This window comes from Streptomyces sp. NBC_01190 (assembly GCF_045039895.1).
Taxonomy (GTDB): domain Bacteria; phylum Actinomycetota; class Actinomycetes; order Streptomycetales; family Streptomycetaceae; genus Actinacidiphila.
This window is the reverse complement of the sequence record NZ_CP108580.1, coordinates 6,469,106-6,481,032: the sequence shown is the minus strand read 5'-3', so window position 1 is coordinate 6,481,032 and position 11,927 is coordinate 6,469,106. Positions and strand designations below refer to the sequence as shown.

At 72.3% G+C, this 11,927-nt stretch carries 8 protein-coding genes; 5 read left to right on the top strand and 3 right to left on the bottom strand.

All coding sequences use genetic code 11. From position 1 onward, the window contains the following. The first annotated feature begins 53 nt into the window (after positions 1-53). From OG519_RS27195 to OG519_RS27180, 4 genes are all read left to right on the top strand, one after another. On the top strand, positions 54-1,262 hold the full coding sequence (locus OG519_RS27195) for an acyltransferase family protein (protein WP_405589103.1): 1,209 nt from the start codon (positions 54-56) through the stop codon (positions 1,260-1,262). A 221-nt stretch (positions 1,263-1,483) separates the two neighbouring features. Then, entirely contained in the window at positions 1,484-3,805 is a 2,322-nt protein-coding gene (locus tag OG519_RS27190) for an MMPL family transporter (protein ID WP_405593043.1), read from the top strand. Between the two features lie 174 nt (positions 3,806-3,979). Then, a complete protein-coding gene (locus OG519_RS27185; RefSeq protein WP_405589100.1) occupies positions 3,980-4,993 on the top strand; it encodes a sigma-70 family RNA polymerase sigma factor in 1,014 nt (337 codons plus the stop codon). Between the two features lie 253 nt (positions 4,994-5,246). Then, positions 5,247-6,110, top strand: a complete 864-nt coding sequence (locus OG519_RS27180) for an aminoglycoside phosphotransferase family protein (RefSeq protein WP_405589097.1) — start codon at positions 5,247-5,249, stop codon at positions 6,108-6,110. A 131-nt stretch (positions 6,111-6,241) separates the two neighbouring features. On the opposite strand, the gene OG519_RS27175 is transcribed toward OG519_RS27180, so the two are convergent. From OG519_RS27175 to OG519_RS27165, 3 genes are all read right to left on the bottom strand, one after another. Beyond that, on the bottom strand, positions 6,242-9,295 hold the full coding sequence (locus OG519_RS27175; protein ID WP_405589094.1) for an alpha-L-rhamnosidase C-terminal domain-containing protein: 3,054 nt from the start codon (positions 9,293-9,295) through the stop codon (positions 6,242-6,244). Positions 9,296-9,510: 215 nt separating this feature from the next. Next, complete coding sequence (locus OG519_RS27170; protein ID WP_405589092.1) at positions 9,511-10,227, bottom strand: 3'-5' exonuclease; 717 nt, start codon at positions 10,225-10,227, stop codon at positions 9,511-9,513. A gap of 99 nt (positions 10,228-10,326) precedes the next feature. Then, positions 10,327-11,577, bottom strand: coding sequence for an SAV2148 family HEPN domain-containing protein (locus tag OG519_RS27165; RefSeq protein WP_405593041.1), 1,251 nt, complete (start codon positions 11,575-11,577; stop codon positions 10,327-10,329). Between the two features lie 157 nt (positions 11,578-11,734). On the opposite strand from OG519_RS27165, the gene OG519_RS27160 reads away from it, so the two are divergent. Beyond that, positions 11,735-11,905 (top strand): hypothetical protein, encoded by a 171-nt coding sequence (locus tag OG519_RS27160; RefSeq protein ID WP_405589089.1) that lies wholly within the window; start codon positions 11,735-11,737, stop codon positions 11,903-11,905. Positions 11,906-11,927 lie beyond the last annotated feature (22 nt).

Below are 11,927 nucleotides of genomic sequence, written 5' to 3'. Positions count from 1 at the left end.
GTCAACGGTTCCTGAGTTGGTCAGGTGACCCATGACGGTGAAGTGGTGAGGACATGGCGCAGGCCGAGCAGATACCGGGCAGCGGCCCGCCCGCCGCCCCTGACGGCGGCCGGAGCGCGGTGCCCGAGCGGGTCGCGGCGCGTCCGGCCGGGCGTCCGGCGGCGCGTCCGGCGGCGCACAAGGACCGGTTGGCCGCGCTGGACGGCCTGCGCTTCCTGGCCGCGCTGTCGGTGGTGCTCTTTCACTTCGTCGGCCAGACGCCCGCGGCCACGATCGACGTCTGGGGACGCCCGTACCAGGACCTTTTCCCCACCGCCCACCGCTGGTTCGCCTTCGGCCGGCTCGGCGTCGACCTGTTCTTCCTCATCAGCGGCTTCGTCATCTGTATGAGCGCCTGGGGACGCACACCCCGCGACTTCTTCATCTCCCGCGTCACCCGGCTCTACCCGATGTACTGGATCGCGATCACCGTCTCCGCCTGCGTCATCTATCTGACCGACGGTCCGTTCGGCCATCCCAACCCCAGGCTGCTCTTCGGCAACTTCACCATGCTCCAGACCCCGCTGGGCGTGGACGACCTGGACCCGGTCTACTGGACGCTCTGGCCGGAGCTGTGCTTCTACCTCACCTTCGCGGTCGTGGTGTGGAAGGGCCTCAGCTACCGGCGGGTGGTGATCTTCTGCGGGCTGTGGACGGTGGCCGCCGTACTCGCGCCCGCCGCCCGGATCCCGCTGCTCACCTTGCTGGCCAACCCCACCTCGGCCCCGTACTTCATCGCCGGGATGGCCTTCTACCTGATGTACCGCTACCGGTCGACACCGCTGCTGTGGGGCATCGTGGCGATGTCGTGGCTGCTGGCCCTGCACTTTCTGCTCGCCGCCAGCGGGGGCCGCAACAACTGGGGCACCTGGAGTCCTTGGCGGGGCTGGCTGGTCCTGGTGACGAGTGTGTTCTTCCTGCTGCTCGCGGCGATCGCGCTCGGCTGGACGCGGTGGATCAAAGGCCGCTGGCTGACCGTGGCCGGCACCATGACCTTCCCGCTCTATCTGACCCACGACACCATCGGCATCACGATCGCCCACACCTACGGCGACCGGGTCGACCCCTGGCTGCTGGTGGGCACGACGACCGCGGGACTGATCGTGCTGGCGTATCTGCTGCACCGCTTCGTCGAGCGCCCGGTGGCGGTGGCGATGCGGCGCTCGCTGAACTCCGCCGCCTTCACCCTGCATCCGCCGCAGCCGCGCGGCCGGCCGGACTGAGCGCGGCCGGCGCGTCGGTGTAGGGGGCAATCGCCGGCTGGGGGTGGGGTTTCCCCCACCTCGCGGGGGGTGGACCCCGGGGGTCGAGTCACCGGCAGGCCGGATGGGTCGGGGCGGGCGGCGCCCCTAGCGTCGTAGGTGGACGGAGCGGCAGTCGGCCGCCACCCACGACGATCCTTCGAGGGGGACCCGTGAGTCGCGCACGCGCACACGGCAGAAAGATGGGCATCGCGGCGGCGATGGGTGGCTGGAGCGCCCGCCACCGCTGGGCGGCGGTCGGCGGCTGGCTGCTCTTCGTCGTGCTGGCCATGGCCATCGGGCAGGCGGTCGGCCGGACCGATGTGGACGAGAACCGGGCGATGCCGGGCGAGGTGAAGCAGGCCGCCACCATCATCGACGACGCCGGGCTCGACAACGCGGCCGGCGAGATGGTCCTGGTCCAGACGACCGCCCACGGCGGCACCACGAGCGACCCGGCCTTCCGGGGGGCGGTGGCCGACGTCATCATCGCGGTCAAGGCGACCGGTCAGGTCACGGCGGTCACCTCCCCCTACGACACCGGCGCGATCTCCGCCGACCACCGCAGCGCGCTGGTGAGGTTCGACATCCGGGGCGCGGCGGACGACGCCGCGGACCGGGTGCGGCCGGTGCTGGACGCGGTGGGCACGGTCCAGGGTCACCACACCGGCCTGCGGATCGAGGAGTTCGGCGACGCGAGCGCCGACAAAACCCTGAACAGCGCCTTCGGCGACGACTTCAAGACCGCCGAGTATTCGGCGGTGCCGGTGGCGCTGGCCATCTTGCTGATCGCCTTCGGCGCGCTGGTCGCCGCGCTGCTGCCGGTGCTCCTGGCGATGACCGCCTTCCTCGGCGCCTCCGGCGTGGTGGCGCTGGTCAGCCACCGGGTCCCGATGAGCGACACCGCCAACTCGGTGATGCTGCTGGTGGGGCTGGCCGTCGGCGTCGACTACTGCCTCTTCTACCTGCGCCGGGAGCGCGAGGAGCGGCAGGCCGGGCACGACGCCGGCACCGCGCTGCGGATCGCCGCGGCCACCTCGGGACGGGCGGTGCTGATCTCGGGCGTCACCGTGATCGTGGCCATGGCCGGGATGCTCTTCACCGGCATCGGCGACTTCGAGGCGATGGGCGTGGCCACCATGATCGTGGTCGCCATCGCGATGTTCGGCTCGGTGACGGTGCTGCCCGCGCTGCTGTCGCTGCTCGGGCAGCGGGTGGAGAAGGGCCGTCTGCCGTTCCTCAACCGCCGGGCCGCGAAGGCCGGGGCGGTGCGGCCGGCCGGCGGCGGCCGCTTCTGGCGGACCGTGCTCCGCCCGGTGTTGCGCCACCCCAAGGCCGCCACCCTGCTGGCCGGCGGCGCCCTGGTGGCCATCGCGCTGCCCGCCTTCGGCATGCACACCGCGAATCTGTCGCTGGATCAGGAACTCGGCGGCGGTCTGCCGATCATCCAGACCTACCACCGGATCAACGCCGCCTTCCCCGGCGGACCCGACCCCGCGCATGTCGTGGTCAGGGCGGACGCGATCAACGCGCCCGGGGTACGGAAAGCCATCGCGGACTTCCGCGCCGAAGCGGTCTCCTCCGGCGCCAGCAAGGGCCCGGTCACCGTGGTCGTGCACAGCCGGCAGAACGTGGCCGAGATCGCCGTACCGCTGGCCGGCGGCATCGACCACGGCAGGGCCGAGGCCGATCTGGTCGCCCTGCGCGATCACGTCCGCCCGGACACGCTCGGCAAGGTCCCCGGGCTCCAGGCGCCGATCACCGGTGAGACCGCCGAGTCGATGGACTTCACCCACAAGATCACCAGCAGTGTGCCGCCGGTGTTCGCCTTCGTCACCGTCTTCGCCTTCCTGCTGATGCTGCTCTCCTTCCGGTCGCTGACGATCGCGCTGACCTCGATCGCCCTCAACCTGCTGTCGGTGGGCGCCGCCTACGGGGTGCTGACCATGGTCTTCCAGCACGGCTGGGGCGCCTCGCTGGTCGGCGCGACCGGGACCGGCGCGGTGGTGGCGTGGCTGCCGCTGTTCCTCTTCGTGATCCTGTTCGGGCTGAGCATGGACTACCACGTGTTCGTGGTGTCCAGGATCCGCGAGGGCCGGATGCGCGGGCTCAGCACCCGGGACGCCATCGAGCACGGCATCACCGGCACCGCCGGGGTGGTGACGAGCGCGGCGGTCATCATGGTCGCGGTGTTCGCGATCTTCGGCACCCTGTCGATGCAGAGCATGAAGCAGATGGGCGTCGGCCTGGCCTTCGCGGTGCTGATCGACGCCACCGTGATCCGCGGTGTGCTGCTGCCGGCCGTGATGACGCTGCTCGGCGAGCGCAACTGGTACCTGCCGCGCTGGATGGAACGGCTGCCCGACCTGACCCACGACGAGTCGGAGCTGCCCCGGCCCCCGGCCGCCGGGGAGCCCCACCCGGGCCGGCCCTACCCCGGCCACGGACCGGGCCGCGAGCCGGACGGCGGCCTGGGCTCGGATCCGGGCGACCGCTCCCACGGCCCCGTCCCCGACCGGGTCTGACCGCCCTCCGACCGTCCACGACCGCCCTCGACCGTCCCGACCGCCCCTCGATCAACCACGATCACCGCCCGACCAGCGAAAAAGCCCCGCGGGGCTGGCGGTTCACCCGATCGCAGTGCCCCTTCCCGGTTCGGGACAGGGGCACTGTCGGTGGCCGCCGCTACGGTGGTTTTCATGACCGTACGGGAGAGTGCGAGCGCCGCGGCGGGCCCGGGCGCCGACGAGGTGGAGCTGCGGCTTGAGGACCACCGGGTCGAGCTGACCGGGTACTGCTACCGGATGCTCGGCTCGGCCTTCGAGGCCGAGGACGCGGTGCAGGAGACGCTGGTGCGGGCCTGGCGCGCCTCGGGTCGCTTCGAGGGCCGCTCGAGTCTGCGCTCGTGGCTGTACCGGATCGCCACCAACGTGTGCCTCGACAGCCTCGACGCGGGCAAGCGCCGGGCCCGGCCGATGGACCTCTCCCCCGCCTCGCACGCCGACGCCGCCCTGCCGGCCACCACCGCGGAGTCGATGTGGGTGGAGCCCGTCCCCGACGTGCGGGTGGTGCCGTCGGCCGGTGATCCCGCCGATGTGGTGGTCGCGCGGGAGTCGATCCGGCTGGCGTTCGTGGCGGCGCTCCAGCATCTGCCGCCCCGGCAGCGCGCGGTGCTGATCCTGCGCGAGGTGCTGGCCTGGCGGGCGAGCGAGACCGCCGAGTTGCTCGGCACCACCGTCGCCTCGGTCAACAGCGCCCTGCAAAGAGCCAGGGCCACCCTCGCCGGGGCCGGCCTGGACACCTCGCGGGCGGCGCCGGCACCGGTGATGGACCAGGGGCGGCAGGCCCTGCTCGACCGCTATGTCGACGCCTTCGAGCGGTACGACCTGGACTCCCTGACCAGTCTGCTGCATGAGGACGCCACCTTGTCGATGCCGCCCTATCCCCTGTGGCTGCGCGGCCATGAGGACATACGCGGCTGGTTTCTCGGCACCGGGATCGGCTGCGCCGGGTCCCGGCTGCTGCCGGTGACGGCGAACGGTTCGCCGGGATTCGCCCAGTACCGGGTGAGTGACGACGGCGGCCACCGCCCGTGGGCGCTCCAGGTGCTGGAGATCTCCGGTGACCGGATCACCGGGCTCAACGCGTTCCTGGACACCGCGCGCCTCTTCCCCCTCTTCGGGCTGCCGTCCGAACTCCCCCGGCGCCCCTGACCGTTCGAGCCGCGCCGGCGGCCCGGGACCGCTCCGGGGGACTCGCGTCGACACCGGCGGGACCCGCGGCCGTGATCCGCGCCCCCCGAGCACGGATGCGCGGCGGATCACCGCGCAACCTGGCGCCCATCCCCCGCCGGTCAATGGGAGACTTGACGGGTCAGCCCGACTGACCGATGTCGCGGGCGGATGTGCCCGGAGCGGACGGCGGGCCGGACGGACCACGAACCGGCGGACGACTGAGAGGGGCGGCATGGCGGACGCGGTGTTCACGCGGGATCGGGCCCGGGCGGTACTGGATGCCGCCGGGCACCCGGCGGCCGAGCTGCTCTCCTTCGGGGAGAACGCGGTCTACGCCGCGGGCCGGCTGGTCATCAAGGTCGGCCGGGGCGCGGATCTGCTGGACCGGGCCCGCCGCGAGGTGCGGACCGCCGACTGGCTGGCCAAGCACGACGTGCCCGCGGTGCGGTCCGCGGAGTCCGAGGTGCGGCTGGTCGAGGGCCATCCGATCACTTACTGGCAGCGGCTGCCGGAGTCGCTGCGGCCGGCCGAACCCGTCGACGTGGCACCGCTGCTGCGGCTGGTGCACGCGCTGCCCGAGCCGGACTTCGGGCTGCCGCCACGTGATCTGCTCGGCGGTGTGGAGCGGTGGCTGCGGATCGCCGGCGAGGCGATCGACCCGGCCGACGCGACCTATCTGCGCCGCCGCAGGGACGCCTTCGCCGAGGCCGCCGCCGCGGTCGTCCCGCATCTGCCGCGCGGGCCGATCCACGGCGACGCCCTCCCCCGCAACGTCCATATCGGCCCGGACGGCCCGGTGCTGGTCGACCTGGAGACCTTCTCCTCCGACCTGCGGGAGCACGACCTCGTCGTCCAGGCGCTCAGCCGCGACCGCTACGGCGTCGACCAGGCCGCCTATGACGCCTTCACCACGGCCTACGGCTGGGATGTCAGGGAGTGGTCGGGCTGCGCGACCCTGCGCGGCGCCCGCGAGACGGCCGGCTGCGCCTGGGTCGCCCAGCACGCTCCCGCCAACCCCGATGCCCGGGTGGAGTTCCGCCGTCGGGTCGCCTCCCTGCGCGCCGACGACCCGACGGTGCGCTGGTACTCCTTCTGACGGCCGGACCCCACGGCACCCGCCGCCCGGCCGCCTTGTCCCTGACCCCCGCGCGGGGGTCAGGGACAAGGCGGCGGCCCGCCGGAGTACCGAGGCCGGGCAGGTGCTCGGCCGGGTGCTCGACCGAGTCGTCAGCCGGGCAGCAGATAGCAGGACTTCACCATGTTCGGCAGCGGATCACCGAACACCGCGTTGGCGCAGGCCGTCCCGCCGCTCAGCGACCTGGTGGTGAAGGTCCCGCCCGCGCCGTAGGCGACCGTGCGCGTTCCGCTGAAGGCGCACAGGCCGTTCTCCGCCGCGCAGTACGCCGACCCGCCGGGGCCGGTGCTGACCGGGCCGACATAGCAGGACTTCACGAAACCGAAGTCGGGGTCGCCGAGCGTCGCGTCGTCGCAGGAGGCGCCGCCGGTGACCGTGCGGAACCCGTAGACGCCGCCCGCGCCGTAGGCCACCGACTGGGTGCCGGTGAAGGCGCACCTGCCGTTCTGCTGCGCGCAGAGGGTGTAGCCGGCCGGCGCCGGGCCGCCCGGGTTCGCCGCGACCACGAAGGTGCCGGGCTGGACACCGGTGAGATAGACGTAGTCGGTGTCCTGGTGGGCGCCGCCGATCCCGGCGGCCGGGGTGAAGGCGCCGCCGCTCCAGACCACCTGCCCGTTGACCGCGACGACCGGACTGGCGGCGCCGTCGGTGGGAACGGCGATGGTGCCGCTGGTGCCCGAGGGCGCGGTGACGCTCATCGCGAACTGGCCGACCCCGCGCTCCGCCGCCCACGACACCTGCACGGCCCCGTGCGGGGTCGGCGCCTTTCCTTCGGCCCAGGCCAGGTCGCCGGGGTGCGGCCGCACCGACCAGGTGGCGTACCCGGGTGAGGTCGGCTGGATGCCGAGCACCGAGCCGGACAGGGCGCTGATCGGCGCGGTGGACCAGCCGTGGGCGAGGCTGGTGCCGGCGCCGAGGCCCGGGGTTCCGTCGGTGCCCGAGACGTTCTCCCACATGGTGCCGGTCGCGTAGCCGCTCGCCGTGATCATGTGGCCCCAGACGGTGGACAGCAACTGCTCGGCGTTGGCGGTGTCGTTGTTCGCCAGCCGGGCCAGCAGTTCGTAGCCGCTGATGAAGGGGCTGACCACCGGCCGGTCGGCGGTGTCGGCGGAGAAGGGCAGCGGGCCGTAGGCGCTCGTCCACAGCTTGGTCTTGACCGCCGCCAGGATCGAGGCGCTGTTGGCCGCGGGCGCGACCCCGTAGAGCACGGCGAGCGCGTTGGCGTCCTGGGCGACCCCGGTGGGCTGGGTGTCGCTGATGAGGTACAGCCCGGTGGCGCTGTTGAAGAGGTGGGCGTTGATCGCCGTCTTCAGTGCGGCCGCCTGCTGGGTGTAGGCGGCGGCCTGCGCGCTCTGGCCCGCCGCGGTGGCCAGTTGCGCGCCGTCGGTCAGTGCCCGGTAGTAGAGCACGTTGTACTCGGTGACCTCGCCGGTCTTGTCGGCGTCGTAGAAGTCCCAGTCGGCGCCGTCGTCACCGGTGGTGGTGAGCAGTCCGTTGCCGTCGAGCCGGCCGGCGTTCCAGGCGAGTTCGCTCCGGACGATCGGCCATTCCTGCTGGATGAAGGCGGTGTCGCCGGTGTAGAGGTAGTAGGACGCCAGGCCGAGCAGCCAGTAGATCGAGTACGAGGCGGAGTAGCTGCCGGTGGTGCCGGCGATCGGGGCGCCGGTGTGCAGGGGCGTCTGCGGTGGCTCGGCGCCGGCCACGAAGCCGCTGGAGAGCTGGTAACTGCCGAGGAGTTGCAGCGCTCCCCTGAGGTAGGCGGCGTTGCCGGTGGAGTAGAAGACGCTGGGGCCTTCGATGTTCATGTCCCCGCTCCAGATCGCCCGGTCGCGGGTGGCGCCGTCGAGGATGGACGGCAGCGCGTTGACGCCGGGGACGTTGAAGTCGGCCAGCGCCGCGGTGCCGCTCAGCGGGTTGCCGTAGAGGGTGGCGCCTGCGGCGGAGACCACGCTCAGATCGCGGAAGTCGGCCTCCTCGCCGTTGAACTCCCGCAGGCCCACCGTGCCGCTCGGGTAGGTCCGGGTGCCAGCCGGGAAGGCCGTGGTGTCGACGGTGGCGACCTTCGTCCGGTCGACGGAGACCGTGACCGTGCCGCCGGACGTGGTCGTGGTGACGGTGTGCCAGGTGCCGGTGGTCAGGCTGGCGGGCAGCGGGGCGGTGCCGACGCTGGTGTAGGTCCCGTCGTGCAGATCGAACTCCTGGAGGGTGTTCGGCGTGCCCGCGGTGTCGTTCGCGGCGTTCAGGATGAACACATAGCCGTTGTTCGCGTCCTGGCCGCGGACCACCCAGCCGGCCTGGTTGGCGACGATCCTGGTGTCGAAGGTGGTCGTGTAGTCGGTCCAGGTCGAGCCCTGCTTGAGCAGGCCGGCGTTGCCGCCGAAGTTGTCGAGCACGCCGCCGGTGACCGACCACGAGCCGGTGAGCGCGCCGGCCGGCGCGGAGTCGAGCTGCGCGGTGTAGGCGCTGTCGTACCAGATCCTGTTGAGCTCGTCGGAGCTGGAGACGAAGTAGCCCTGGTAGCCGTCGGCGGTGGTGCGGTCGGCGTTGTAGCGCAGGCCCGCCGCGCTCAGGGAGACGGAGCCGGGCGAGGTGAGGGTGATCTCCTCGTACCGCTCGCCGCCCTGCTCGTACCGGTTGGTGATGGTCCCGGGGGCGGCGACGGTGTACGCGTCGTGCCGGGCGGGGTCGCCCTGCGCCCAGGGGACGGCGCCGTCGCCGGTCGCGGTCAGATACCGCTGGGCCTCGCTGTAGCCCGCCTGGAGCGTGGGTGAGCCGGACTCGGCCTGGACGTCGAAGTAGGGCACCCCGCCGACGTTCTTGCCGTAGTCGAGCACGATCGTCGGGGTGGCGCCGCCCTGGGCCAGGGTCAGCGTGGCGGTGCCCGATCCGCCGCACACCAAGTTCTGCGCCCCGGTGACGGGGCCGGACGTGCTGGTCACCGTGGTCGGGCAGACCGTCGCACTGGACGGCGTCTCCACGTAGCTCTGCCAGTTCGGTGCGGTGGGCCAGGGGGTGCTCGCGGCCGGTTCCGCGGCCGAGGCGGTGGCGGCCGGCCCCCAGGCCGGCCCGCCGACGAGGAGGGCGAGGGCGCAGCTCAGGGCCGCGATGGCGCGGCGACGCCAGCGGACACGCCGTTCAGTGATCATGGTCAGCTCCGTGGGGAGAGAGAACCTGGATGAACCACCTGGGCGGCCGGCCGGTACCGCTGATAGGTGAATGAAACGTTTCAATCCGCTATAACGTCGATGACGTTATTGACTGGCGTGGCTCCGGTCAATGACTTGCGCAGTCCCGGCGGCCCCGAGGCCCCCGCGGCTACGGGCCTCTTCTGCCGGCCCGTCAGCCTCGGCGAGCCGCCCCCTCAGGAAAGGGCGACCTGGTCGGTGCGCAGCGGCCAGGACGGGTCCACATCGGGGTCGGCGGAGCCCTTCTTGCGGAGCCAGGAGGCGAAGTCCGCCGCCCACGCGGCGTACCAGTCGCGCTGGGCGGTGTGCAGGTCCAGGACATCGAGCCCGCCCGCCTGCGGATAGCGCGCGGCCAGCGCGCGGGCGACCCGGACCGCGGCCAGGGCGTCGGCGCCCGCGTCGTGCGCCCCGTCCAGCGTCACCCCGTAGACACCGCAGGCCGCCTCCAGGGTGCGCTTGCCCCGGCGGTACTTGTCCAGCGCGCGGTCCATCACCAGCGGGTCGAGCATCGGTCCGGCGAACCCGCCGGCCGCCACCAGCGGCGGCAGCGCGTAACGGCGCAACTCCCGGTCCAGCAGGGTGAGATCGAAGGGCGCGTTGTAGACGACGACCGGGACGGCCGCGGCCCAGTACCCCCGCAGGGCGTCGGCGACCTCCGCGACCACTTCGGGCGCCGGACGCCCCTCGGTCCTCGCCCGCTCGGTGCTGACGCCGTGTATCGCCGTGGTCTCCGCGGGGATCGGGACGCCCGGATCGGCCAACCAGGCCCGGTGCCGCACCGGTTCGCCGCTCTTCACCTCGGTGACCGCCGCGGTCACGATCCGCGCCTGCCGGGGATCCGTCCCCGTCGTCTCCAGGTCGAAGCCGACCAGCAGATCCTCGTGCCATGCCATGGCGAGTCCTTCCCACCTGATTCCCCCGTGCGTGCCTTGCTCCGCAATCATCACGCGGGGCACTGACAATCGGGGCACGGGGCAAGCCGTGCGGCGGTGTCAGGAGACGGGGCGGGAATCCGCCCAGATGCCCTCGAACTCCTCGCGGTAGACGTCGAAGAGTCCGGTCTCGGCGGGGCGGTCGCCGGCCACCACCCGCCGCGCGCCGCCGCGCAGCACCATCACCGGGACCTCCATGCCGCGCGCCCGCCGCAGATACGTCTGCACCACGCCGAGCCCCTCCGCGCTGTCCCCGTCGACGAGGTACGCGGTGAAACGCGGGGTCTCGTCGAAGACCTGGATCTCGAAGGCCCCCTGGTCGCGCAGCCGGGCCCGCACCCGGCGCATGTGCATGATGTTCATCTCCACCGACCGGCCCAACTCACCCCGCCCGAGTCCCAGTTCGCGCTCCCGGCGGCGGGTGGCGCTGCTGGCCGGGTTGAGGAAGAGCAGCCGGACCCGGCAGCCGGACTCCACCAGCCGGACCAGCCGTCGGCCGGAGAAGTTCTGCACCAGCAGGTTCAGCCCGATGCCGACCGCGTCCAGCCGCCGGGCGCCGGAGAAGAGGTTCTCGACCGGCAGTTGGCGCTGGAGCCTGACCCGGTCGGGGTAGACGCCGATGACGTCGGCGTACCGGTCGGCGACCAGTTCCTCCATGGCGTCCACCGGCAGCCGCTGGGCGGCCGTGCGGGCCGGTCCCGAGCCCAGCAGTTCCAGCACCCGGGCGCAGGCCCGTTCGGCCTGGTCGAGCACGGTCCTGGACAGCGCCCGGTTCCGGGAGACGACGTGCCGGGTCACCTCCAGCTCGTCCAGGGCGAGTTCGAGGTCGCGCCGGTCGTCGTAGTAGGGCTCGAAGCAGGGCCAGTGCTGGACCACCAGCTCCCGCAACTGGGGCAGGGTCAGAAAACTGAGCACGTTGTCGTCCGCCGGGTCGAGCAGGAAGCCCTTGCGCCGGCTGACCTCCCGTACCGCGACGGCCCGTTGCACCCATTCGTGTCCGGCGGGACCCGCCGCGGCGACCACCCACTCGTCACCGTGCACGGGTTCGTAGATCGGGCGCAGTACCGCGTTCACCACCGCGCGCAGCCGCTGTTCGACGAGATTGAGCCAGACATAGGCCCGCCCGGCCCGGCGCGCGCGGGTCCGCACCTCGGCCCACGCGTCGGCGTCCCAGTCCAGCTCGGCCCCGATTTCCAGGGGTGGCGCCACGGTGACCACGCTGGGCAGTCCGTCCGCGGGGGCACCTTCCCCGACGTGCCGGTCACCCTGCTCACCGCCGCCACCCGGGAGCATCAGACCTCCGGACGTCACCACGTCACCGCCTCCCGCCCCCGTCCACGATCAAGGAAGGGTACTGCGGTGCGGGGGGCGTCGCAGCCGTATCGACCCTACTTGACTACTACCGGACAACCTCATCACGCTTGCGATCGCCGCCTGTTGTCTCCGGGTCACTTTCGGCCGGAGCCGGATGGCAGGATGCTCCCTCCCCCTCGCCAACCCGGCCAACCCGGCCAACCCGGCCAACCCGGCCAACCCGGCCAACGCAACCAACGCAACCAACGCAACCAATGTCGCCGACATCACCGCCCGCCCCGACATCGCCGCCATGACTTCCGGGTATGCCGAACGGAAGGTGTAGTCCGGTTACGGAGTGGAAGAGT

Coding starts and splice junctions, on each gene's coding strand:
- OG519_RS27185 (WP_405589100.1), top strand. CDS start 3,980: ATGACCGTACGGGAGAGTGCGAGCGCCGCGGCGGGCCCGGGCGCCGAC.
- OG519_RS27180 (WP_405589097.1), top strand. CDS start 5,247: ATGGCGGACGCGGTGTTCACGCGGGATCGGGCCCGGGCGGTACTGGAT.
- OG519_RS27195 (WP_405589103.1), top strand. CDS start 54: ATGGCGCAGGCCGAGCAGATACCGGGCAGCGGCCCGCCCGCCGCCCCT.
- OG519_RS27190 (WP_405593043.1), top strand. CDS start 1,484: ATGGGCATCGCGGCGGCGATGGGTGGCTGGAGCGCCCGCCACCGCTGG.
- OG519_RS27175 (WP_405589094.1), bottom strand. CDS start 9,295: ATGATCACTGAACGGCGTGTCCGCTGGCGTCGCCGCGCCATCGCGGCC.
- OG519_RS27170 (WP_405589092.1), bottom strand. CDS start 10,227: ATGGCATGGCACGAGGATCTGCTGGTCGGCTTCGACCTGGAGACGACG.
- OG519_RS27160 (WP_405589089.1), top strand. CDS start 11,735: ATGGCAGGATGCTCCCTCCCCCTCGCCAACCCGGCCAACCCGGCCAAC.